The 25,527-nt window shown below is 39.5% G+C and carries 22 protein-coding genes; 20 read left to right on the top strand and 2 right to left on the bottom strand.

What is annotated here, in order from left to right; translation table 11 throughout:
* Window positions 1–219: 219 nt before the first annotated feature.
* The 7 genes from purL (at window position 220) to BTA34_RS11100 (ending at window position 11,620) form a co-directional block, all read left to right on the top strand.
* Entirely contained in the window at window positions 220–4,110 is a 3,891-nt protein-coding gene (gene purL / locus BTA34_RS11130; RefSeq protein ID WP_151435647.1) for a phosphoribosylformylglycinamidine synthase, read from the top strand.
* A gap of 690 nt (window positions 4,111–4,800) precedes the next feature.
* Window positions 4,801–6,249: a sensor histidine kinase gene (locus BTA34_RS11125; protein ID WP_196735114.1), complete on the top strand. Its 1,449-nt coding sequence runs from the start codon at window positions 4,801–4,803 to the stop codon at window positions 6,247–6,249.
* A complete protein-coding gene (qseG, locus tag BTA34_RS11120) occupies window positions 6,249–7,313 on the top strand; it encodes a two-component system QseEF-associated lipoprotein QseG (protein ID WP_265576070.1) in 1,065 nt (354 codons plus the stop codon). Before BTA34_RS11125 ends, qseG begins: the two co-directional genes overlap by 1 nt.
* Window positions 7,314–7,324: 11 nt before the next feature.
* A complete protein-coding gene (gene glrR, locus BTA34_RS11115; RefSeq protein WP_023581612.1) occupies window positions 7,325–8,662 on the top strand; it encodes a two-component system response regulator GlrR in 1,338 nt (445 codons plus the stop codon).
* A 73-nt stretch (window positions 8,663–8,735) separates the two neighbouring features.
* Complete coding sequence (locus BTA34_RS11110; protein ID WP_151435646.1) at window positions 8,736–10,352, top strand: NAD+ synthase; 1,617 nt, start codon at window positions 8,736–8,738, stop codon at window positions 10,350–10,352.
* A gap of 15 nt (window positions 10,353–10,367) precedes the next feature.
* Window positions 10,368–10,706 carry a nitrogen regulatory protein P-II gene (glnB, locus tag BTA34_RS11105; protein WP_075670460.1) on the top strand — a complete coding sequence of 113 codons (339 nt, stop codon included), beginning with the start codon at window positions 10,368–10,370 and terminating at the stop codon, window positions 10,704–10,706.
* Between the two features lie 266 nt (window positions 10,707–10,972).
* The gene (locus BTA34_RS11100; protein WP_151435645.1) at window positions 10,973–11,620 is read left to right on the top strand and encodes a hypothetical protein; all 648 of its coding nucleotides are present in this window, start codon (window positions 10,973–10,975) and stop codon (window positions 11,618–11,620) included.
* Window positions 11,621–11,714: 94 nt separating this feature from the next.
* Here the strand turns inward: BTA34_RS11100 and hmpA are convergent, their stop codons facing one another.
* Window positions 11,715–12,914: an NO-inducible flavohemoprotein gene (gene hmpA, locus BTA34_RS11095; RefSeq protein ID WP_151435644.1), complete on the bottom strand. Its 1,200-nt coding sequence runs from the start codon at window positions 12,912–12,914 to the stop codon at window positions 11,715–11,717.
* 366 nt (window positions 12,915–13,280) lie between these two features.
* Between hmpA and glyA the strand changes: the two genes are divergently transcribed.
* Together glyA and BTA34_RS11085 are read left to right on the top strand one after the other, a co-directional pair.
* Complete coding sequence (gene glyA, locus BTA34_RS11090) at window positions 13,281–14,534, top strand: serine hydroxymethyltransferase (RefSeq protein ID WP_088495048.1); 1,254 nt, start codon at window positions 13,281–13,283, stop codon at window positions 14,532–14,534.
* 92 nt (window positions 14,535–14,626) lie between these two features.
* Complete coding sequence (locus BTA34_RS11085; RefSeq protein ID WP_196735110.1) at window positions 14,627–15,781, top strand: 3-phenylpropionate MFS transporter; 1,155 nt, start codon at window positions 14,627–14,629, stop codon at window positions 15,779–15,781.
* Window positions 15,782–15,879: 98 nt separating this feature from the next.
* On the opposite strand, the gene suhB is transcribed toward BTA34_RS11085, so the two are convergent.
* Window positions 15,880–16,683, bottom strand: coding sequence for an inositol-1-monophosphatase (gene suhB / locus BTA34_RS11080; RefSeq protein WP_023581619.1), 804 nt, complete (start codon window positions 16,681–16,683; stop codon window positions 15,880–15,882).
* 124 nt (window positions 16,684–16,807) lie between these two features.
* Here suhB and trmJ point away from each other — a divergent pair, with 124 nt between their 5' ends.
* The 11 genes from trmJ (at window position 16,808) to BTA34_RS11025 (ending at window position 25,279) form a co-directional block, all read left to right on the top strand.
* Window positions 16,808–17,536: a tRNA (cytosine(32)/uridine(32)-2'-O)-methyltransferase TrmJ gene (gene trmJ, locus BTA34_RS11075; protein WP_109370966.1), complete on the top strand. Its 729-nt coding sequence runs from the start codon at window positions 16,808–16,810 to the stop codon at window positions 17,534–17,536.
* 131 nt (window positions 17,537–17,667) lie between these two features.
* Window positions 17,668–18,162, top strand: coding sequence for a Fe-S cluster assembly transcriptional regulator IscR (gene iscR, locus BTA34_RS11070; RefSeq protein ID WP_151435642.1), 495 nt, complete (start codon window positions 17,668–17,670; stop codon window positions 18,160–18,162).
* Between the two features lie 68 nt (window positions 18,163–18,230).
* Window positions 18,231–19,445 (top strand): IscS subfamily cysteine desulfurase, encoded by a 1,215-nt coding sequence (locus tag BTA34_RS11065; RefSeq protein ID WP_072063243.1) that lies wholly within the window; start codon window positions 18,231–18,233, stop codon window positions 19,443–19,445.
* Window positions 19,446–19,469: 24 nt separating this feature from the next.
* A complete protein-coding gene (gene iscU / locus BTA34_RS11060; protein ID WP_006533447.1) occupies window positions 19,470–19,856 on the top strand; it encodes a Fe-S cluster assembly scaffold IscU in 387 nt (128 codons plus the stop codon).
* Window positions 19,857–19,945: 89 nt separating this feature from the next.
* Complete coding sequence (gene iscA / locus BTA34_RS11055; protein ID WP_006533446.1) at window positions 19,946–20,269, top strand: iron-sulfur cluster assembly protein IscA; 324 nt, start codon at window positions 19,946–19,948, stop codon at window positions 20,267–20,269.
* 48 nt (window positions 20,270–20,317) lie between these two features.
* Window positions 20,318–20,839, top strand: a complete 522-nt coding sequence (gene hscB, locus BTA34_RS11050) for a co-chaperone HscB (protein WP_151435641.1) — start codon at window positions 20,318–20,320, stop codon at window positions 20,837–20,839.
* Window positions 20,840–20,850: 11 nt separating this feature from the next.
* Complete coding sequence (gene hscA / locus BTA34_RS11045) at window positions 20,851–22,701, top strand: Fe-S protein assembly chaperone HscA (RefSeq protein WP_151435640.1); 1,851 nt, start codon at window positions 20,851–20,853, stop codon at window positions 22,699–22,701.
* Window positions 22,702–22,703: 2 nt separating this feature from the next.
* Entirely contained in the window at window positions 22,704–23,039 is a 336-nt protein-coding gene (gene fdx / locus BTA34_RS11040) for an ISC system 2Fe-2S type ferredoxin (protein WP_006533442.1), read from the top strand.
* Window positions 23,040–23,054: 15 nt separating this feature from the next.
* Entirely contained in the window at window positions 23,055–23,249 is a 195-nt protein-coding gene (gene iscX, locus BTA34_RS11035; RefSeq protein WP_006533441.1) for a Fe-S cluster assembly protein IscX, read from the top strand.
* A 281-nt stretch (window positions 23,250–23,530) separates the two neighbouring features.
* Window positions 23,531–24,826, top strand: a complete 1,296-nt coding sequence (pepB, locus tag BTA34_RS11030) for an aminopeptidase PepB (RefSeq protein WP_151435639.1) — start codon at window positions 23,531–23,533, stop codon at window positions 24,824–24,826.
* Window positions 24,827–24,853: 27 nt separating this feature from the next.
* Window positions 24,854–25,279 carry an enhanced serine sensitivity protein SseB C-terminal domain-containing protein gene (locus tag BTA34_RS11025; RefSeq protein ID WP_151435638.1) on the top strand — a complete coding sequence of 142 codons (426 nt, stop codon included), beginning with the start codon at window positions 24,854–24,856 and terminating at the stop codon, window positions 25,277–25,279.
* Window positions 25,280–25,527 lie beyond the last annotated feature (248 nt).

The following is a 25,527-nucleotide window of genomic DNA, read 5'->3' as shown; positions in this document are numbered from 1 at the left end:
TCATTTTAACATGGATAAATTTCCAGTAATCGAGCATTTTGCTTAACATATTGGCAAGACGCAACTTGATTACACCAATTAATCATTAAAACACGCTAAGTTAAATGCCGTTATTTTGTTCACGCAAACGGTTTCGTCTGAGCGGTTATTCTATTATACTAGGCGCGTTTCCCCTGAATGATTGGTCAGGTTAGCTGCTAAAAGAGAGAACTCAATACTATGGAAATCCTGCGTGGCTCCCCCGCTTTATCCGCGTTTCGTATTAATAAATTACTCACTCTATGTCAGGAAAATGATCTTCCTGTACAAGGTATATACGCGGAATTTGTTCATTTCGCGAAAGTGGAAGGGCAGTTATCTGAAGATGATCAAATTAAATTACGCCAACTACTGCATTATGGACCTTCATTAACAGAACATGAGCCTGTTGGGGAAATGCGAGTTGTTACACCTCGTCCAGGAACAATTTCACCTTGGTCTTCTAAAGCGACAGATATTGCACATAACTGTGGTTTAGCCAAGGTTGTCCGAATTGAACGTGGTATCGCCTACTTTATTGAATGCGGTACGATGACAGACAATCAGTGGCAACAACTTTATGGTTTTATTCATGACCGAATGATGGAAACCATCTTCTTAAATTATCAAGATGTAAATGCACTTTTTGCCGAACAAACTCCAGCACCATTAAAAACGATTGATGTCCTTGCAAAAGGTAAAGATGCACTAGTAAAAGCGAATATCGAAATGGGATTAGCGCTGGCAGACGATGAAGTTGATTACTTAGTCGATGCTTTTAACCGCTTACAACGCAATCCTACAGATGTAGAGCTTTATATGTTTGCACAAGCTAACTCTGAACACTGTCGCCACAAAATATTTAATGCGGATTGGATAATTGATGGTAAAGCTCAAGATAAGTCATTATTTAAAATGATTAAAAATACGTTTGAGCAAACTCCTGATTATGTCATGTCAGCTTATAAAGATAATGCGGCAGTAATGGAAGGCTCTGTGGCGGGACGTTTTTATCCTGATACAGACAAAGGGCATTATCACTACCATCAAGAGCCTGTACATATCTTGATGAAAGTAGAAACACATAACCACCCAACAGCTATTTCACCTTGGCCGGGCGCAGCAACAGGTTCAGGCGGTGAAATTCGAGATGAAGGTGCTACTGGGCGTGGTGCAAAACCTAAAGCTGGTCTAGTTGGATTTTCGGTTTCTAACTTACGTATTCCCGGATTTGAACAGCCTTGGGAAGAAGATTTTGGTAAACCAGAGCGTATTGTTAATGCATTAGACATCATGACGGAAGGTCCATTAGGTGGTGCGGCATTTAATAATGAATTCGGTCGTCCGGCATTATTAGGTTATTTCAGAACCTATGAAGAACAAGTCAATAGCCACAATGGTGTTGAAATTCGCGGTTACCATAAACCAATTATGTTAGCTGGGGGGATCGGTAATATTCGTGAAGATCACGTACAAAAAGGTGAAATCACGGTTGGCGCTAAGTTAATTGTACTTGGTGGACCCTCTATGAACATCGGTCTTGGTGGTGGCGCTGCTTCTTCTATGACATCAGGTCAATCAGATGCTGATTTAGATTTCGCTTCTGTTCAGCGTGATAACCCAGAAATGGAACGTCGTTGCCAAGAAGTTATCGATCGTTGTTGGCAATTAGGTGACGATAACCCAATCTTATTTATTCATGATGTTGGTGCTGGTGGTCTTTCTAATGCAATGCCTGAGTTAGTCAATGATGGCGGTCGTGGTGGTCGTTTTGAATTACGTGATGTTCTTAATGATGAACCGGGTATGAGCCCACTTGAGATCTGGTGTAATGAATCTCAAGAGCGTTATGTATTGGCGGTATCACCTGAAAAAATGCCTCTCTTTGATGCGTTATGCCAGCGTGAAAGAGCACCTTATGCTGTGATCGGTGAAGCAACGCAAGAGCGTGAATTAGTCCTTAATGATACACATTTTGATAATAAACCGATTGATATGCCATTAGACATATTATTAGGTAAAGCGCCTAAAATGTTGCGTGATGTAAAATCACTTAAAACAGAAGGAGAGTATCTCTCTCGCAAAGATATCGATTTAAAAGATGCGGTTTATCGTGTTCTTCATTTACCTGCTGTTGCTGAAAAAACCTTCTTAATTACCATTGGTGACCGAACGGTAACAGGTATGGTTGCGCGTGATCAAATGGTTGGACCTTGGCAAATTCCAGTTGCCAATTGCGCCGTTACCACAGCAACATTAGATAGCTATTATGGCGAAGCGATGTCTATTGGTGAACGAGCACCTATCGCACTGTTAGATTTTGCTGCATCTGCACGTATGGCTGTCGGCGAAGCGCTAACAAATATGGCAGGTTGCGATGTAGAAGCGCTTAATCGTATTAAGCTTTCAGCTAACTGGATGTCAGCAGCAGGTCATCCTGGTGAAGATGCCGGCTTATATGACGCAGTGAAAGCCATTGGTGAAGAGTTATGCCCAGAGCTAGGTATTACTATTCCTGTGGGCAAAGATTCGATGTCAATGAAAACGCGTTGGCAAGATAAAGATGGGAAAACCAAAGAGGTGACGTCTCCACTCTCTTTAGTTATTACGGCATTCTCTCGTGTTGAAGATGTGCGTAAAACAGTGACACCTGAATTATCAACACAAGCAGGAAATCGCTTGTATTTGATTGATTTAGGAAATGGTCATAACGCACTAGGCGCGACAGCATTAGCACAAGTTTATCGTCAATTAGGTCAAAAAGCAGCAGATCTTCGTGATGTTGAGCAATTAAAACAGTTCTTTAATGTGATGCAACAATTGGTCAATGATGGCAAATTGTTGGCTTATCACGATCGCTCTGATGGTGGATTATTTGTCACTCTTGCAGAAATGGCATTTACGGGTCATTGTGGCTTACATGTTGATATCAGTGCTTATGATGAAGATATTTTAGCTGGGCTATTTAATGAAGAACTTGGTGGCGTGATCCAAATTCGTGCGGAACATCAAGAGGCTGTCGAAGCACTGTTTGCTGAATATGGTTTATCGGATTGTTTACACTATTTAGGTCAAGCAACAGAAAATGACGCCATTATTATCCAAAGTCGTGAAACTGAGGTTTACAATGAAAAACGCAGTACACTGCGTCTTTGGTGGGCTGAAACAACATGGCAAATGCAACGCTTGCGTGATAATCCAGAGTGTGCGGATGAAGAGCATCAAGCCAAACAAGATCTCAACGATCCAGGGTTAAATGTGAAGTTAACCTTTGATCCAGATGAAGATATTGCTGCACCTTATATTGCAACAGGGAGTCGCCCTCGTATTGCGGTATTAAGAGAGCAGGGGGTTAACTCTCATGTTGAAATGGCAGCAGCTTTTGACAGAGCGGGTTTTGACGCTATCGATGTTCATATGAGCGACTTACATTCATCACGACGTTCACTCAGTGATTTTGATGTGCTGGTGGCTTGCGGTGGATTCTCTTACGGTGATGTATTAGGTGCGGGGGAAGGTTGGGCGAAATCTATTTTATTTAACTCTCGCTTACGCGATGAATTTGCTCAATTCTTTGAACGTCAAGATACCTTATCTCTTGGGGTCTGTAATGGTTGCCAAATGATGTCTACATTATCAGAACTTATTCCGGGCGCAGATTTATGGCCTCGTTTTGTTCGCAACCGTTCTGAGCGTTTTGAAGCGCGCTTTAGTTTAGTGAAAGTGACTGAAAGCCCCTCATTATTGCTACAGGGTATGGTGGGTTCACAAATGCCTATCGCAGTTTCTCATGGCGAAGGTTTTGCTGAATTCCGTAATGTTGAGCAACTAGCACAACTAGAAGCTCAAAATTTAGTGGGATTACGTTTTGTGGATCACTACGGAAACCCTACAGAACAATATCCATTAAATCCTAATGGCTCTGTAAAAGGGATCACGGCTGTCACCACAAAAGATGGGCGTTCAACCATTATGATGCCTCACCCAGAACGCGTGTTTAGAACAGTCAGTAATTCTTGGCATCCAGATAATTGGGGTGAAGACAGCCCTTGGATGCGTTTATTCCGCAATGCAAGAAAACAATTTGATTAATCAAATGTAATATTGTCTTAGAGATAAATACATAAAGCCTCTACATTGTTAGAGGCTTTATTATATTGATAATAAAGAAATTATTTCTTGTTGTGTAAAAACAGCGACACTTATCATTTTGTTTGTCTCTTTTTAGCGACACTTAATTCATTGAAATATAAGTAATTATTAAATTTAGGGTAACTCTGTCTGGATATGGAGACAGCTTGGTTGTTTTATAACTAGATAAAAAAGAGTGATAAATAAAATATTAGAGGGGTGTTTTTATTTTTTGTTTAGTTTCAGTCTGTTAAAGAGAGTATTTAAAAGTTGGCACGCCTTGTGCATTATATAAATCAGTTGCTCATTCAACTTTTTATGTCGGTCCACAATATGGGTGGGAACATACCACATAAGCCAGGAATGACGCCAGAGTAAGGTGCCTACCGTCCAACATCACGATACTCGTCTTCGGACCTTATCAAACACAGGGCGACACGTTGAGTGAGGCACCACCTTCATTCTCTTTTAGAGAAAAAAGAGATGAAATATTGACGAGCGGAATATCTCAATAAGATATTCCGCTCTCCCACTTCTAGAGCCTGTCGCATTTCTTCGTTTGTGTTTGTTCTCTTACCTGATTTTCCCAATGTCGGACTTTTTTCTTGTTATCAAGTCATGTAGCATCGCATTACTCTAATAGGTGTTGAGATGATTTCATTGAAAAAGTGGCGTATTTTCCCTCGTTCTTTAAGACAGCTCGTGATAATGGCATTTTGGATGGTGCTATTACCTTTACTTGTACTTGCTTATCAGGCTTATCAAAGCCTTGATCAACTAAGTAATCAGGCGGCTATTACTAATAAAAATGCACTTGCAGATACTGAACGCAGTGAAGTGATGCGAAATCTAGCCATTGAAATGGAAGGGAATTATCGTCGATATTGTGTTTTAAGAGATAAAACCGATGATGATATGTATCAGCAACGCTACCAGCAATACACCAAACTCTTCTCAACATTACAGCAAACCATTATTCCTCTTTCGGCATCGAAAGAAGCTGATGTACTTAATACTTCACTTGAAAAACTAAAATTGATCCAATGCGAAAGCAGCGAACCTACAAAAGAGATGCAACAAGCTTTAGAGCAGTTCTCTTATGCCAATAATCGTATTGTGGTATTAACCAAAGAGATTATTTTTAGCCGTGGTGAACAACTTCAAATGGCAATCGCTGAGAAGGGGCGCTATTTCGGTTGGCAAAGTCTTATCGTTTTTGTTTTCAGCTTGATCCTCATTGCGTTATTTACTCGAATGATTATTGGTCCTGTTAAAGGCATTGAGAAGATGATCAATCGATTAGGTGAAGGTCGAACACTCAGTAATAATTTAGATACTTTCCAAGGGCCACGAGAACTACGTTCATTAGCACAACGTATTATTTGGTTAAGTGAGCGTTTAGCATGGCTTGAATCACAACGCCATGAATTTTTGCGTCATATCTCCCATGAGTTAAAAACACCGTTAGCCAGTATGCGAGAAGGTACGGAATTATTAGCTGATGAAGTTGCCGGCCCTTTAACGCTTGATCAAAAAGAAGTCGTTTCAATTCTCGATAATAGCAGTAAGCAGTTACAGCTATTAATTGAACAACTGCTTGATTACAATCGTAAACTTTCTGAAGTTCCTCAACAAATCGAAGAAATTAACTTGACTGATTTAGTAAATGATGTGGTATTAGCTCACAGTTTACCCGCGAGAGCAAAAGATATTAAAACGATAATTTCACTTAATCTAACTACGTGTCGAGCAGAAGCGACATTATTATCACGGGTTATCGACAATCTCTACTCGAATGCGGTGCACTATGGTGCTGAATCAGGTAATATCTGGATCTCTAGTTACCAAGTTGAACAGAAAATAGTTATTGATATAGCCAATAAAGGAACACCTATACCTGAATCTGAACAAAAAATGATTTTTGAACCCTTTTTCCAAGGATCTTTGCTACGCAAAGGGGCTGTAAAAGGAAGTGGTTTAGGTTTAAGTATTGCTCATGACTGTATCAAAAGAATGGAAGGTGAGTTAAGAGTTGTTCCTTCTGACTATGCAGATGTCTGTTTTCGTATTGAATTACCGCTACTTTCTGAGATTAAATAATGCAAATCAGGTCACAAAAACAAGCATCTCCTCATCATGAATATAAAAAAACAAATAAGAAGATGCTTGGTATTGAAGTGTTATCTATGGCCCCTGCATCAACTAGAAAAATCGCATTAAATTGGAAGCAGTGTTTCTTGTTTATTATGCTTCCATTGGTTCTTTCAGGGTGTACACCAAAGTCGCTCACTGAGGCACAAGAGCCAGAGCCAGAAATCCCCGTTGTTAAACAAAAAACGATTGATTATCGTTGGGCTGAATGTAAAACATTAAGCTCCTTTTATGATGAAGGCATCAATAACGCGCTTTATTGGTTACGTGTCATTGAATGTACAAACCGCATAATGACAACAGAAGCACAACGCCAAGCTAGTAGTGTTGTTGTTACTGGTTGGGATGATGCATTTTATAAAAGTATTTTATTAGAACGTGCAGGAATGACGATTGCTGATCGTCGAACACAATTAGTATTATTAGAAAGCTATAAATTACAATTTCCGAGTTCTATGCGAGTTCTACTATCGACATGGATTGAGAACCAAACGCTTATGCTCTCTTTAGCAGAAGAAAAGAATCGTTATCGTCGTCTAACTACAGATACAGATAATAGAATTGATATGCTAAGAAAAGAGAATAATACGCTACAGCATGAGCTGAATATCACTCTGAAAAAGCTTGAAAGCCTGACTCAAATTGAGCGGCAGTTATCGAATAGAAAACAGAGTGGTTCTGTTGATTCGTTATCGCAAAATGAAGATTTAACCGAGAGCGCAACAGCAACATCTACAGAAACAGTGAATACAGAGAAACCTGTTACTGAAAAAACTATTACTGAAAAAACTGTTGCTGAAAAGCCAACGGTTGAAAAAATAACTGAAAAATCCGTTTCGCCGCAACCGATAACAGAAAAGCCAAAGGGCGAGGAAAAACAACCTCCTGCAACAGTGGTTAAACCAGAGCCTTCAAAACCAGAATCTACGAAGCCCGAGACGGTAAAACCAGAACCTGTCAAAACTGATACTGACACGCAAAGCTCAAAACTGACTGAAGCAGGTTCTAAATAAGGAGAATGTGCATGGCTGGCCATAAATCAGCAAATCTTTTACTTGTCGATGACGATCCTGGGTTATTAAAGTTACTTGGTATGCGATTAACAAGTGAAGGTTTTCATATCTTCACCGCTGAAAGTGGACAAGAAGCACTAAAACTTCTCTTAAAAGAAAAAATAGACCTTGTTATTAGTGATCTCCGAATGGATGAAATGGATGGTATGGCGCTGTTTGCTGAAATACAACGCCAGCAGCCGGGCATGCCTGTTATCATTCTTACGGCTCATGGCTCTATTCCTGACGCAGTGGCCGCAACACAGCAAGGCGTATTTAGCTTTTTAACCAAACCTGTTGATAGAGACGCACTTTATAAAGCGATTGATGAAGCACTGGAGCTTGTGACTATTGTTTCAGATGAAGAATGGTCAAAAGATATCGTGACTCGTAGCCCACAAATGCTACGTTTATTAGAACAAGCAAAGTTAGTCGCCCAATCTGATGTCAGTGTACTTATCAATGGTCAAAGTGGTACGGGTAAAGAAGTCCTTGCTCAAGCTATCCATCGCGCAAGCCCTAGAGCGAAAAAACCGTTTATTGCCATTAACTGTGGTGCGTTGCCTGAGCAACTTCTAGAGTCTGAATTATTTGGTCATGCGAAAGGTGCTTTTACAGGCGCGGTGAGTAGCCGTGAAGGTCTATTTCAAGCTGCTGAAGGTGGCACATTATTTTTAGATGAAATTGGCGATATGCCAATGGCATTGCAAGTTAAGTTATTACGTGTTTTACAAGAGCGAAAAGTTCGCCCATTAGGCAGTAATCGCGATATTGATATTGATGTACGAATTCTTTCTGCAACGCATCGTGATTTACCTAAAGCGATGGAACGTAATGAATTTCGAGAAGATCTGTTCTATCGTTTAAATGTGGTTAACTTACGTATTCCGACATTAAGTGAACGAGCTGAAGATATTCCTATTCTTGCTAATCACTTATTGAGAGAGTCTGCTAAACGCCATAAACCTTTTGTTCGAAGCTTTTCAACCGATGCAATGAAATGCTTAATGACAGCAAGCTGGCCGGGTAATGTGCGTCAATTGGTTAACGTTATTGAGCAATGTGTAGCGTTAACAACTGCACCCGTGATCAGTGAAGCGCTTGTAACACAAGCATTACAAGGTGAAAATACGGCACTGCCCACCTTTGCAGAAGCGAGAGGACATTTTGAAATGACCTATTTGAGAAAACTTTTGCAAATGACAAAAGGCAATGTGACCCAAGCCGCACGTATGGCTGGGCGCAATCGAACTGAGTTTTATAAATTGTTATCTCGTCATGAGCTAGATGCGAATGATTTTAAAGAATAACCTTTTCAGATAACGAATATATTTTTAAACTAACTTTCCTTTTATGCGGAAGATAGCGGAGAGACTAATTTTTATGAGTCGTAAACTAAAACTCACCATGGCTCAACTTAATTGGGTTGTTGGCGATATTGAAGGTAACTGTGAACGCATGTTATCTACCGTTAAAGCACAAGAAGAGACCGATTTGGTTATGTTCTCTGAGTTGGCTTTATGCGGTTACTCTCCTGAAGATCTGCTATTTCGTCCCGATTTCCAACAGCGTTGTGAAACACAACTTACGCGTTTAGAACAAGCAAGTAAAAAAACAGCGATTGTTGTTGGACATCCTTGGTGGCAAAACGGCAAAATTTACAACGCACTTTCATTTTTCTATAAAGGTGAATTACAAGCGCGTTATTTCAAACAACAATTACCTAATTATGGTGTGTTTGATGAAAAGCGTTATTTCCAACAAGGAAATGAGCGCTGTGTGGTGCCATTTAAAGGTTATCACCTAGGTTTGTTAATTTGTGAAGATATCTGGATCAATGAGCCTATCGATGCATTAAAACAAGCGGGTGCTGATCTCGTTCTATCGATTAATGCATCACCTTATAACCGTGAAAAACCGCATGTTCGTACACAGATCATTAAAGAACATTGCCAAAGAACACACCTTCCCGTGATTTATCTTAACCAAATTGGTGGTCAAGATGAGTTGGTATTTGATGGTTGTTCAAAAGTATTTGATGAACGCGGTACTATTACGCATCGTTTAGCTGCATTTGATGAACAAACTACCATCGTTGAATTCGATGAATTGAATATTGTTCCGATGGCAGATCCTGCTCCGGAACTTTCACCTTTAGCACAAGTTTATCGAGCGCTAGTGCTTGCAACGCGTGATTATGTGATTAAAAACGGCTTTAAAGGGGCAATTCTAGGATTATCTGGTGGTATTGACTCTGGATTAACGGTTGCTATCGCAGCTGATGCCTTAGGCAAAGAGAGTGTTCAGGCTGTTATGATGCCATTTCGTTATACATCAGAAATGAGTATTCATGATGCAAAAGAACAAGCGGATTTATTAGGTGTTGAGTTTGATACGGTTTCTATTGAACCCATGTTTGATGCTTTTATGGCTCAACTTGCGCCTATGTTTAAAGATACTGTTGCAGATACCACAGAAGAAAATCTACAAGCTCGTTGTCGTGCGGTTATTTTGATGGCAATGTCGAATAAACGCCGTCGTTTAGTGTTAACCACAAGCAATAAAAGTGAATCAGCAGTGGGATATTCTACATTGTATGGTGATATGGCGGGTGGTTTTGATGTCCTAAAAGATGTACCTAAAACGTTGGTTTTCGAGCTTTCTAAATATCGTAATACACTTTCACCGGCTATTCCTCAGCGCGTTATTGATAGACCACCATCAGCAGAACTAGCACCGGGGCAAACAGACCAAGATAATTTACCTCCTTATGACATTCTGGATGCTATTCTTGAAGGTTATGTTGAGCAAGATAAATCTGTATCTGATTTAGTTGCAGCAGGATTTGATGAAGCGACAGTCCGTAAAGTGATAAAATTAGTCGATATTAATGAATATAAGCGACGTCAAGCCCCTGTAGGGCCACGTATTACAAGTCGTAATTTTGGTAAAGATCGCAGATACCCAATTACAAGCGGTTTTGGTCGCCACAACTGGTAATAGCAGGATAATACGATGAAAAAAATTGAAGCGATAATTAAGCCGTTTAAATTAGATGATGTAAGAGAAGCGCTCGGAGAAGTGGGTATCACGGGAATGACGGTAACAGAAGTGAAAGGCTTTGGTCGCCAAAAAGGGCATACGGAGCTTTACCGCGGTGCTGAATACATGGTCGATTTTTTACCTAAAGTGAAGATTGAAATTATTGTCTCTGATGAAATTGTTGAAACCTGCGTAGATACAATTATGACAACGGCACAAACAGGTAAAATTGGTGATGGTAAGATTTTTGTCTTTGATGTGAGTCGCGTTATTCGTATTCGTACTGGCGAACAAGATGAAGAGGCTATTTAGTTATTAATTAACTTAAGCTAAATAATTATATTTCTCAGTTTTATTAAAGCCCGATATTTTTTAATCAAAATATCGGGCTTTTTCTTTTTTTTGCGCATAATTAATTTTTTAATGTTTCACCTATAATGCTATTTATATCTTATACAAGTCTATTGATGATTCTAAGCAATTTATTTTACTATTTTTTATAAACTTTAAGGCACAAAATGTTATTCAATAACTTTTAAGGAAAGTTATTATCATCAACATTAAAAAATCATTAAGGTATGGGCAAAATAGTGTTTACTTATTTATTAAAGCGTCTCGCTTTATTTTTATGTGCAGCAGTGTTAATCGCTATCACGACGGGATTTATTTTTCTTGATATTTTGGTTTTTGATAATGGTATTTCTGAAACGTCGGTAACTGAATTAGGCCAAGAAATTATCGTTGCCATGATTTGCTTATTCTTTTTTGTTAAAGCGTGCCAAGGAAGTGAACAACAGGGAGCATTCACGCTTATTATGGGCTTTTTCTTGTGTATTTTAATCCGTGAGTTAGATGGTGTATTTGATCAGATTGCACACGGATCGTGGGTTTGGTTTGCGCTCACAGTAACGTTTATTTGTATTGCTATTGCGATTAGAGAAGGCAAGAAAACGTTAAAAGGTTTAATTCACTTTATTACTCACCCAAGCCATGGAATGTTAGTTGCTGGTCTATTATGCGTTTTACTGTTCTCACGTTTATTTGGTATGGGAATACTGTGGCATAAATTATTGGGCGGGGATTATAACCGAACTGTTAAAAACATGGTGGAAGAGGGCTGTGAATTATTTGGTTATACGCTCTGTTTAATTAGTGTTATTTGGTACGGTTTTTCTGCTAAAGATCATGTTATTCCTGCTGCGATTGAAAAAAAATATCGATCATAAAAAGTAGTGAAATAACCAATAAAAGCGCTGATAAATATAACGTTATCAGCGCTTTTTTTATTCAATTTAAAATTGGACTTTCATGAACGTATTTTTACTGTAAATCTTGTGTAATAACAGCATGAGGACCAAAGCACTCATAATGAAGTTTGTCACTATTAATACCTAATTCAATAAGTTGCTTAGCAACAGATTGCATAAAAGGTAAAGGACCACAAAAATAGAAATGCATATCAGGAATAGCTAACCAATCTTCAACTTGTTTTAATGTCATTAAGCCTTCGAATTGATAATCTTTATTTTGCACGTCTTCAGAACGTGGTGTGCGATACCATATCGCTTGTTGATAGTGTGAAAGTTGAGTGCCGACTTGATTAACTTCATCTTTAAAAGCATGGACTCCACCATGTTCGGCCGCATGTAACCAATTAATATTAGCTTGATGAGCTGAAAGCGTGTGTAACATGGATAGCATTGGCGTTAAGCCCACACCTGCTGAAATTAAGGTTACTGGTGTTGTTGGTGACACATCTAAATAGAAATCGCCCCCTGGTGCGGCGACTTGTAAAGTATCACCTTCTTGAACATGGTCATGAAGAAAATTCGATAAAATGCCTTTATCTTCGCGTTTTACTGCGATGCGATAGGTTTTATTATTTGAAGATTGAGTTAATGAATATTGACGTATTTCTTGGTTTTCAAGATGTTCATCACGGATATAAAGACTTAAATATTGCCCTGCTTGATAAGCAGTAACAGCAAGCCCATCTTCTGGCTCTAATTCAAAACTAGTAATTACATCACTTTGTTTTATTTTATGTTTAACTTTAAAGTTCCGTAATCCTCTCCAACCTCCGTTTGTTTGTTCTTTTTGTTGATAAATTTGTTCTTCACGATTAATAAAGACATCAGCCAATATTTGATAAGCCTCTCCCCAAGCATCTAACACTTCTTGCCCAGGACTAAACATTTCATCAATTGTTGCCAATAAGTTTTCACCAACGATGGGATAGTGCTCAGGAAGAATATTTAAACTAACGTGCTTTTGTGCAATTTTTTCAACGGCAGGCAAAATAGTAGCTAAGTTTTCAATATTCGTCGCATAAGCGCATATTGCATTAAATAAGGCTTCACGTTGTGCACCACTGCTTTGATGGCTCATGGTGAAAATATCTTTTAACTCTGGATGGCGAGAAAACATTCGATCATAAAAATGGGCGGTTAATGCAGGGCCTGTTTTAGCAATAAGGGGAATGGTTGATTTAATTGTCGCGATAGTTTGTGCATCTAACATAATTGCTCCTGAAAAATTTTCAGTTTATTGTGAATTTTTATAAATTGCATTTTATATGCAACTTATCTCTTTTTGATTATTTTGTAAATCTCTGTTTTTATTTTTTAACAAAAAATCTCAATTCTTAGAGAATGATGCGGGGTGTTTGCAAAATAAGGCGAGATGCGCCTCAAAAAGAGGAATAAGCACAGGATAAAATGAGGTTGTTAAAAAGTAATAATTTGCTGTTATAGTTGAATGGCAAACGATTGCGTATTTTTTCATTAGGGGCTATCTCAATGAAGAAAAAGAGTTTACACTGTATGCCATTCTTTCTCCCGCATGGGAGTTTGTCTTTAGTGAAGTTAGCTGAGTCAGGAGATGTGAATGTTAAAACGTGAAATGAATATTGCTGATTACGATCCAGAATTATGGAATGCAATGGAAGGTGAAGTGACTCGTCAAGAAGAGCACATCGAACTTATTGCTTCTGAAAACTATACCAGCCCTCGTGTTATGCAGGCGCAGGGATCTCAGCTGACAAATAAATATGCTGAAGGCTATCCGGGTAAACGTTACTACGGTGGTTGTGAGTATGTGGATGTTGTAGAGCAACTGGCTATCGATCGTGCAAAAGCATTATTTGGTGCAGATTACGCTAACGTACAGCCTCACTCAGGCTCTCAAGCGAATGCCGCTGTCTATATGGCATTATTAAAACCAGGTGATACTGTTTTAGGTATGAACCTAGCGCAAGGCGGTCACTTAACTCATGGTTCACCAGTTAACTTTTCGGGTAAACTGTATAACATCGTGCCTTATGGTATTGATGAATCAGGTAAAATTGATTACGAAGATATCGCTATTCAGGCTAAAAAACATCAACCAAAAATGATCATCGGTGGTTTCTCTGCTTATTCTGGTCTGGTTGATTGGGCTAAAATGCGCGAAATTGCAGACAGCATTGGTGCATTCTTATTCGTTGATATGGCACACGTAGCAGGTATGGTTGCAGCGGGTGTTTATCCTAACCCAGTTCCTCATGCACATGTTGTTACAACAACAACCCACAAAACTTTAGCGGGTCCACGCGGTGGTCTTATCCTTGCTAAAGGTGGCGATGAAGAGTTTTATAAAAAACTGAACTCTGCTGTATTCCCTGGCTCTCAAGGTGGCCCTTTAATGCATGTTATTGCAGGTAAAGCGGTTGCATTAAAAGAAGCTATGGAGCCAGAATTTAAAGTTTATCAGCAACAAGTTGCGAAAAACTCGAAAGCAATGGTAGAAGTTTTCTTAGATCGCGGTTATAAAGTAGTGTCTGGCGGAACTGAAAACCACCTGTTTTTATTAGATTTAGTTGATAAAGATATTACAGGTAAAGATGCAGATGCTGCACTGGGTCGTGCGAATATCACTGTTAACAAAAACAGCGTACCAAATGATCCACGTAGCCCATTTGTTACTTCTGGTGTTCGTATCGGTTCTCCAGCGATTACACGTCGTGGTTTTAAAGAAGCGGAAGCTCGTGAATTAGCCGGTTGGATGTGTGATGTCCTTGATAATATCAATGATGAAGCGAACATTGAGAAAGTGAAACAAAAAGTCTTGGATATCTGCGCTAAATTTCCAGTTTACGCATAAGTTTGTAACGATATAATAAAACCCGTTGTACAAGCCCGCTTCGAGAACTTGTTCTTGGCGGGTTTTTTTGCATCTTAAAAATGGGGGATTGGATGGTTATTCCATCAACATTGTGGCTTGCCTTAGATTATTTTACTTATTTCTTTTCATACGGCATCTTTTTACCTTTTTGGTCCATATGGCTAAAAGGAGAGGGTGTCGATCCGGCAATGATAGGTCTGTTATTAGGTGTAGGTTTAACTGCACGTTTTGTTGGTAGCCTAATTTTAACGCCTGCGGTAAAAGATCCGTCAAAACTTATCACTGCATTGAGATTATTTGCTTTTCTCTCCTTACTTTTTACGGTTGCATTTATGATGGGTAGCCATTGGGCATGGTTATTCTTCGTGATGACAGGATTTAACGTTTTCTTTTCACCTATGGTGCCTTTAGGGGATTCTCTAGCAGGAACGTGGCAAAAACAGTTTCCTTTTGATTATGGAAAGATTCGCGTTTGGGGTTCTATCGCTTTTATTATTAGCTCATCATTGCTAGGTGTTTTAATTGATGCTTTTGGGCATCCTATTATTCTTTATGGATTGATTGCCAGTACTTTGGCGCTATTTCTGACATCTATGCTCCGCCCTAAAGTTATGCCACAGGGTAAAGTGAAAAAAGTAGAACACAGTAATGTGTCTTTTATGAAACTGATTTCAGAGGGACCCGTTTGGCGCTTTCTGTTATGCGTCTCTTTACTGCAAGGTGCGCACGCAGCTTATTATGGTTTTAGCGCACTTTATTGGGAAAAAGCAGGGTATGACACCGCAACAATCGGCTACCTTTGGTCATTAGGTGTGGTTTCAGAGGTGGTTGTTTTTATGCTTAGCCATCGTTTATTCCGTCGTTGGAGCGCAAGAAATTTACTTTTGCTTTCTGCTTTTGCTGGCTTTTTACGTTGGGGATTAATGGGGAGTTTTACCGCATTACCCGCGCTTATTATTGTTCAAATCTTACATAGTGGTACGTTTACGGTATGCCATTTAGCCGCTATGCGCTTTATTAGTGCGCGTCAAGAGCATGAAATTATTCGCTTGCAAGCCGTTTATTCTGCTTTAGCAATGGGAGGAAGTATTGCGATTATGACGATAGTTTCAGGTTGGCTATATGAGAAACTGCCAAATCAAGAATCATTAATTTTCTGGTTAATGGCGGCATTAACTATTCCTGCGATGTTTATAAGACCTCAAGTTAAACCTCAAAATAGTTAATTTGCTCTGTACTAAAAAGTGCAATAAAAAAGACCATAACATTATCTGTTATGGTCTTTTGCTTTATTCTTTAGTGGAACTTCGTATTTTAATGAAAATTAACGTTTTAACGCATCTGTTAATTCGCTACGAATTTCAGCGAGTAATGCTCTAACAACACGAGGATTACCAGCAACAATATTACCGGTTTGTAGGTAACCGTGGTTACCTGTAAAGTCAGAAACGATAGCACCTGCTTCACGAGCGATTAGTTCGCCACCTAAGAAATCCCAAGGTTTTAAGCCAATCTCAAAGAAACCATCAACACGACCTGCGGCAACATAAGCTAAATCTAATGCTGCTGAACCAGTGCGACGGAAATCTGCACAAGGAACAAACAGTTTACCTAACATGTTCATGTAAGCAGCGGAATGTTGTTTGCTTTTGAATGGGAAACCAGTCGCAAGAACAGCACCGTCTAAATCGCGAGCGTTAGAGCCACGCAGACGATAGCCATTTAATTGTGCGCCTTGACCACGAACGGCTGAGAATAATTCGTTACGCATAGGATCGTAAACAACAGCCACTTCAGTACGGCCTTTAATGCGTACAGCAATAGAAACAGAGAAGTGTGGAAGACGTTTAATGAAGTTAGTAGTGCCATCAAGTGGATCAATAACCCATTGTATGTCGTGATCTTCACCGAGTAACTCGCCACTTTCTTCCGTAATAATGGTGTGTTTTGGATAAGATTTACGGATGATTTCAATGATTGCTTGTTCTGCGTCACGGTCAACGTTAGTGACAAAATCATTGGTACCTTTCTGATTGGTTTCTACAGATTCAGGATTTTCGTAATTTTTGGCGATTAAATTACCAGCCTTACGTGCGGCACGTATGGCAATATTCAGCATCGGATGCATGGTTATCTTCCACAAGATGTTAAAGAACGGGGATAAAAAACGTGCCAGAGTATAACAGGCATTCGTGTTTCTGGCTACATTTGTGATAAAATAGATAGATCACAAAGCAATTAACAAGAAATCAATGTTAGAAAATATTCGCATCATCCTTGTAGAAACCTCGCATACAGGCAATATGGGCTCTACAGCTCGAGCTATGAAAACCATGGGATTAACCAATCTTTATTTTGTTAATCCAAAAGAAAAACCAGATTCGCATTCTATTGCCCTATCAGCGGGTGCAAGTGATGTTATTGGCAATGCACATATTGTTAATAGTATCGATGAAGCGATTGAAGGCTGTGGTTTAGTTATAGGAACAAGCGCCCGTAGCCGTACACTTTCTTGGCCAATGCTTGCACCTCGTGAATGTGGTGAACGTTGTGTTATGGAAGCTAAAAATAAGCCAGTTGCTATTATTTTTGGTCGTGAACGCACAGGTTTAACCAATGAAGAATTACAAAAATGTGATTTTCATCTGTATGTTCCGACTAATCCAGAATATGGTTCTTTAAATTTAGCGATGGCTGTTCAGCTTGTTAGTTATGAAATTCGTATGGCAGCACTTGCCCAAGAAGAAAAACAAGAGGAAAATAACCCATCAGAGATTGATTATCCACCTGCTGATGATATAGAACGTTTTTACGTTCACTTAGAACAGGTGCTTAATGAATCTGGCTTTATTCGCCCTAAACATCCGGGACAAGTGATGAGCCGTTTACGCCGTCTATTTACGCGTGCACGCCCAGAAACACAAGAGCTTCATATCTTACGTGGCATTCTGACATCAGTTGAGAAATGGGCTAAGAAATAGAGGGCAAAGTTGATTAACTTAAGTCAACTTTTGGCTGAGTATAATACTTGACTAAAACACTCGGATAAATAGTTGACTAAATTACTCGGGAATGACACAATTTGATTATTGTTCACCACGGAGTATTTGTTATGAGACTGACATCAAAAGGGCGTTACGCAGTTACTGCAATGCTTGATGTTGCATTGCATTCACAGCAAGGCCCTGTTCCCCTCGCTGATATTTCAGAGCGTCAAGGGATTTCCCTTTCTTATCTTGAGCAGCTTTTCTCACGTTTGCGTAAAAATGAATTAGTTGCAAGTGTTCGTGGTCCTGGTGGCGGCTATTTATTAGGTCGTGATGCAGGGCAAATTTTTATTGCTCAAGTTATTTCTGCGGTTGATGAATCTGTCGATGCTACCCGTTGTCAGGGTAACAAAGAAGGTTGTCAAGGTGGCGATCGTTGCCTGACTCATACTTTGTGGCGTGATTTAAGTGATCGTATAACCAGTTTCTTAAGCAGTATCAGCCTTGAAGAGTTAGTAAATAACGAAGAGGTTATGGATGTCGCCGATCGTCAAGACAATGAAAAACGCCATGCTATCAATGGTCGTTTACAAGAAACCATTGTTAATATGCGAGTTTAACGGCGATCTCTAGGTAGGCAAAAACAAAATTATTAAAGAAGATCCGTCGTCTTTGGAGTTAGTGAGCAATGAAATTACCCATTTATCTAGATTATTCAGCAACCACTCCTGTTGATCCACGAGTTGCTGAAAAAATGATGCAATGCCTGACTATTGATGGCATTTTTGGTAACCCAGCCTCTCGTTCACACCGTTTTGGTTGGCAAGCAGAAGAAGCTATTGATATTGCACGTAATCAGATTGCTGATTTAATCGGTGCAGATCCTCGTGAAATCGTATTCACATCCGGCGCAACTGAAGCTGATAACCTCGCACTAAAAGGTGTTGCTAACTTTTACCAGAAAAAAGGTAAGCACATCATCACTTCAAAAACCGAACATAAAGCCATTTTAGACACTTGTCGTCAACTTGAGCGTGAAGGTTTTGAAGTTACTTATTTAGCACCAAAAAGTGATGGTCTGATTGACCTGAAAGAGCTTGAAGAAGCGATGCGTGAAGACACTATTTTAGTTTCTATCATGCATGTAAATAACGAAATTGGTGTTGTTCAAGATATTGCTGCTATCGGTGAATTATGCCGTAGCAAAGGTATTATTTACCACGTAGATGCAACACAAAGCGTGGGTAAATTACCGATTGATCTCTCTAAGTTAAAAGTTGATTTACTTTCTCTTTCTGCGCATAAAGTTTACGGTCCTATGGGTATTGGTGCGCTTTATGTTCGTCGTAAACCTCGCATTCGTTTAGAAGCACAAATGCATGGTGGCGGACATGAGCGTGGCATGCGTTCAGGTACATTAGCCGTTCACCAAATTGTAGGTATGGGCGAAGCTTACCGTATTTTGAAAGAAGAAATGGCTGATGAAACTAAACGCTTAAACGAATTACGTTTACGTTTATGGAATGGCATTAAAGATATCGAAGAAGTTTATATCAATGGTTCTTTAGAACACACTGCGCCAAACATTCTTAATGTGAGCTTCAACTATGTTGAAGGCGAATCATTAATGATGGCACTGAAAGATCTTGCTGTATCTTCAGGCTCTGCCTGTACTTCAGCAAGTTTAGAACCTTCTTATGTACTGCGTGCTTTAGGTTTAACTGATGAACTTGCACACAGTTCTATTCGCTTCTCTCTGGGGCGTTTCACCACAGAAGAAGAAATAGATTATGCAATTGAACAAATCCACAGTGCAATTGGTCGCTTACGTGATCTTTCTCCACTTTGGGATATGCATAAACAAGGTGTTGATATCAACAGTATCGAATGGTCTCACCATTAATCAGACGTTTTCAGGAGTTAAATCATGGCTTATAGCGAAAAAGTAATTGATCATTATGAAAACCCTCGTAATGTCGGATCATTTGATAATAATGACCCTACTGTCGGGAGTGGTATGGTTGGCGCACCAGCTTGTGGTGACGTTATGAAACTGCAAATCAAAGTTGACGATAATGGCGTAATTGAAGATGCGCGTTTTAAAACTTATGGTTGTGGTTCAGCAATTGCATCAAGTTCACTGGTAACAGAATGGATGAAAGGCAAAACATTAGATGAAGCCGAATCTATTAAGAACACAGCAATTGCAGAAGAATTAGAATTACCACCAGTGAAAATTCACTGTTCAATTCTTGCAGAAGATGCAATAAAAGCAGCGATTGCAGACTATAAAAGCAAACGCCAAGGCAAGTAATTGTCTTTTATAATAAAAAAATAAAATATTGGCGGATGCTGAAACTTTTTTTCAGTATCCGCTTTCGTTCTTTATGAGTGAGGTGTGCCATGTCAATTTCCCTTACAGAATCCGCCGCTAATCGAGTTCGCTCTTTCCTATCTAATCGTGGAAAAGGTGAAGGTTTACGTTTAGGCGTAAGAACATCTGGTTGTTCTGGAATGGCTTATGTTCTTGAATTTGCTGATGTCATCAATGACGAAGATACTGTTTTTGAAGACAAAGGTGTGAAAGTTATCGTTGATGGTAAAAGCATGGTCTATTTAGATGGAACAGAGCTTGATTTCGTCAAAGAAGGATTAAACGAAGGCTTCAAATTTAACAACCCAAATGTATCAAATGAGTGTGGTTGTGGTGAGAGCTTCACTGTGTAATTTGTGTTAAAACACAGTATTAATGTTAATTAATCCAAGAGTAGATGTATGGACTATTTCACACTATTAGGCATGCCTAATCGTTTTGATATTGATAAACAGCAACTTGCTACACATTATCAAGATATGCAGCGTCAATATCACCCAGATCGTTTTGTAGGTCAGTCTGACAAAGAACAGGCTCAAGCAATCTCGCTTGCTTCAACCATCAATCAGGCTTATCAGACCTTAAAAAATCCACTCTCAAGAGCTGAATACATGCTCTCATTGCACGGTATCGATATTGCTAATGAGCAACAAACGATGCACGATACTGCTTTTTTAATGGAGCAACTCACATTACGTGAAGAGCTGGATAACATCGAACACAGTGCTGAAGCCGAAAGTTTGTTAGCCGATTTTTCTGCACGTTTAGAAAAAATGTACACCGTACGCCATAATGAAATGGTTAAAACGCTGGATAATCAAACTTGGGATATTGCTGCAGATAATGTGAGAAAATTACGTTTTCTTGCAAAGTTAAAAGAGCAAGTAGAGCAACTCGAAGAACGTCTGTTTGATGGTTTTTAAGGGAAACTGTTATGTCATTATTACAAATTAGTGAACCGGGTCAAACGCCTGCACCGCACCAGCGCCGGCTTGCAGCGGGTATTGATTTAGGTACGACACACTCATTAGTTGCCACTGTACGTAGTGGGCAAGCCGAAGCGCTTTCTGACAGCGAAGGTCGCTATTTATTGCCATCTGTCGTGCAGTATCAAGTTGATAATATCAACGTTGGTTGGAATGCTAAAAAAGAAGCAGAAAAAGATCCTGCCAACACGATAAGCTCAATAAAAAGAATGGTGGGTCGCTCACTGAGTGATGTGACAAGCCGTTATCCAAACCTTCCTTATCATTTTCATGAAAATGACAACGGTCTACCATTAATTAAAACTGCGGCAGGTATTGTCGATCCTATCCAAGTCTCCTCTGACATCTTAAAAACATTAGCAGAGCGCGCGATACAATCATTAGGTGGCGAACTTGATGGTGTTGTTGTTACCGTACCGGCTTATTTTGATGATGCTCAACGTCAAGGCACAAAAGAAGCGGCTCGTCGTGCTGGTTTGCATGTTTTACGTTTATTAAACGAACCAACAGCGGCTGCTATTGCTTATGGCCTAGATTCAGGAAAAGAAGGCACCATTGTTGTCTATGACTTAGGTGGTGGTACTTTTGATATCTCTGTTCTTCGTTTAACTAAAGGCGTTTTTGAAGTCTTAGCAACTGGTGGTGATACCGCGTTAGGTGGCGATGATTTTGATATGATGCTGGCAGACTGGATAAGAGAACGTGCTGGTTTTGGGCATCAAAAAGATGCTGTATTACAACGTCAATTACTGGATGTTGCATCAGAAACCAAAATTGCATTGAGTGATAACGATGTTGCAGATATCAACATTAATGGATGGAAAGGTGAGATCACTCGTGCTGAGTTTGAATCATTAATTCAATCATTAGTAAAACGTACTCTATTATCGGTTCGCCGCGCATTAAAAGACGCGGATGTTGAAATAGATGAAGTTCTAGAAGTGGTTATGGTTGGCGGTTCAACACGAGTGCCATTAGTTCGTCAAATGGTGGGTGATTATTTTAAACGTGAACCTTTAACTTCTATCGATCCAGATAAAGTGGTTGCCATTGGTGCTTCAATCCAAGCTGATATTTTGGTGGGTAATAAACCGGATAGCGAAATGTTATTGCTGGATGTTATTCCACTTTCTCTTGGTCTTGAAACAATGGGCGGATTAGTTGAAAAAGTGATCCCACGCAATACCACTATTCCTGTTGCCAGAGCGCAAGAATTTACGACATTCAAAGATGGTCAAACGGCAATGAGCGTTCATGTTGTTCAAGGTGAACGTGAAATGGTGAGTGATTGTCGTTCTTTAGCGCGTTTCACATTACGTGGAATTCCTCCAATGGCTGCGGGTGGCGCACACATTCGTGTCACATTCCAAGTTGATGCTGATGGCTTACTCAGCGTTAGTGCGATGGAAAAATCAACGGGTGTTGAAGCCTCCGTACAGGTCAAGCCTTCTTATGGTCTTAGCGATACTGAAATCGCTAAGATGATCCAATCTTCGATGGAAAATGCCCAAGAAGATTTACAAGCTCGTCGTTTAGCCGAGCAAAAAGTCGAAGCAGCTCGCGTGTTAGAAAGTTTAACTGCAGCATTAGAAGAAGATGCTCATCTGTTAAATGAAGATGAGAAAATGGCTATCGACAAAGTTGTAGATACCTTAATAGAGAGCGTTGAAGGAACAGATCCTGTTGCTATTGAAAACGCGATTAAACTACTGGATAAGCAAACTCAGGATTTTGCAGCGCGTCGTATGGATTCATCTATTCGACAAGCGTTGGCAGGTCATTCTGTGGATGAGATATAACTATGCCTAAAATTGTATTTTTACCCCATAGCACTCTGTGCCCTGAAGGCGCTGTTGTTGACGCAACAGAAGGTGAGTCTATTCTAGATGTTGCATTACGCAATGGTATTGAAATTGAACATGCTTGTGAAATGTCTTGTGCATGTACAACTTGTCACTGTGTAGTGCGTGAAGGTTTTGACTCACTAGAAGAAAGCTCTGAACTTGAAGACGATATGTTAGATAAAGCATGGGGTTTAGAGCCAGAAAGCCGCTTAAGCTGTCAAGCCAAAGTGACTGACGAAGATTTAGTTGTTGAGATCCCTAAATATTCGATTAATCACGCAAGAGAGCATTAATTTTAGGAGCCGAGCATGAAATGGAGTGACACGCGAGAAATAGGGGAAGCATTATTTGATCTTTACCCTGACACTGATCCTAAAACGGTACGCTTTACTGATATGCATCAGTGGATTTGTGATTTAGAAGATTTTGACGATGATCCACAGAAATCAAATGAAAAAATTCTTGAAGCTATTTTACTTGTTTGGCTTGATGAATTTGAATAATTGATAATATCGTAAATTTAAAAAGACTGGCTTATTGCTGGTCTTTTTGCATTATAACCTTTCATCTTTTATTTTATTAGTGACTAAAAAATAACCATAAAGAGGGAAGTATGGATATTCTATTGTGCGATCTTCTTCGAGGAATATCATGTAAATACGTAAGATCACTGGATGATAATGGTGACCTCTTTGTTTTTGCAGTAAATTGATCACGCTAAACGGTAAATATCTGGTAGTCTGAATGGGTTAACTGCCACCAGTAATAATAAGTGAGACAATAAATGAATAAACAAATTATGCCTATCATGCTGTCAAATGAACCTGCTGCTGCATGTTGGGGTGAAAGAGCACTAATTAGCACTAGCGAAACCGGCATGACAATCCACTTAACGGAAGAAAACCGTTTAGGCGCTATTCAGCGTGGTGGACGTAAAGTTGATAGCCAAGGTATTCGCAACGTTGCACTTGTTGGCGAAGGCTGGGATTTAGAACGTAGTTGGGCTTTCTGGTTAGGTTTTAGAGCGCCTAAAGGCGCTCGTTCAATCGAATGGCCACAATTAAAGGATGCAGATAAACACGAACTAGAATCACGTATTCGCATCGTTGATTGGGTTAGAGATACCATCAATACACCAGCTGAAGAATTAGGACCTGAGCAATTGGCACAACGCACGGTTGATCTGTTCTGCGGTCTTGATAAAGAAGATATTAGCTATAAGATCACCAAAGGTTCTGATCTGCGCGATCAAAACTATTCTGGTATCTATACAGTAGGACGAGGTTCTTCGCGTGATCCTGTCTATTTAGCATTAGATTTCAACCCAACAAAAGATAGCAATGCCCCTGTATTTGCGTGTTTAGTCGGTAAAGGTATTACTTTTGACTCAGGTGGCTATAGCATCAAACCTACATCATCCATGAATTCAATGAAAGCCGATATGGGGGGTGCAGCAACGTTAGCGGGTGCTTTAGCATTAGCGGTTACTCGTGGTTTAAATAAACGCGTAAAACTACTGCTTTGTATCGCAGATAATATGGTCAGCGGTAATGCCTTTAAATTAGGTGATATTATTCGTTACCGTAATGGTAAATCAGTTGAAATCATGAATACAGATGCTGAAGGGCGTTTAGTTTTAGCTGATGGTTTAATTGATGCAAGCAATATTGCACCAGAGCTGATTATCGATGCAGCAACATTAACTGGTGCAGCTAAAGTTGCAGTAGGTAATGACTACCACTCTGTATTGAGTTTTGATGATAAATTAGCTGCAGAGTTACTGACTAGCGCTGAACAAGAAAATGAGTTGTTCTGGCGTCTACCATTAGCAGATTTCCATCGTAGTCAATTACCGTCTAGCTTCGCTGATTTAAATAATATCGCAGCACCTTCCCATACTGCGGGTGCAAGTACTGCGGCTGCATTCTTATCACACTTTGTTACCGACTACAAAAAAGGTTGGGTACATATCGACTGTTCAGCAACATACAGAAAATCTTCTGTAGAACAATGGGCAGCGGGTGCTACGGGTTATGGTGTGCGTTCTATCGCGAATCTGTTATTAGCAAAAGCAAAATAATAAACGTTATTTGATTTGGAGTTTGTAATGGGTGTATCTGAACAATTTGAGACACAAGAAATTGTTTCTGTTGAAGGTTCTTCTTTAAAGTTAAGTGTTCTAGAGCCACAACCTGAAAAATTAACAACCGCACTTAGCGAGTTTTTTGGTGAACATAAACCGATCCGCCGCGCCTTTATTGTTAATGCTCAGGAGCAAGATAATGAAGAGTCATTTTATCTTATTGGTTTAGAAATAACGGGTGAAGAAGATGTAATTACGCAGATACTCCCACAAGCGGCTGAATCAGCTTTTGAATATTTAGAAGAAGGGCAATCTCTAGATTTTTGCTTTGTGAATAAAGATGAAAAAGGCGTGAGTCATTTTATGATCCACCATGTATCACCTTTTTATCAACGCAAACTAGGGGGATTCTTAAGAAAAGGTATCCCGATAGTTAATTTGGATAGTTAATACAGCCCTTTAAATTTAGGCGATATCTCATCAGATATCGCTTTTTTTTATCTTATAATAGAAAATTGACTAAATTAGCAAATCGTTTGTATTTTTATATAACGCTTTGTTTTAGCTAGGCTTTGTTTTTAAAGTAAAAATAAGGCGACTTTGTGTTGTCATTTGTTTCGTCTTACGCGGTAAAAGATAGCTTATTAAGTTATTTTTTTATCTTATTAGTATAAAGAAATACATATATTATCTCTGCC

This window comes from Proteus sp. CD3, from assembly GCF_008808075.1.
GTDB classification, from domain to species: domain Bacteria; phylum Pseudomonadota; class Gammaproteobacteria; order Enterobacterales; family Enterobacteriaceae; genus Proteus; species Proteus appendicitidis.
This window is presented reverse-complemented; position numbering and strand designations above follow the sequence as displayed.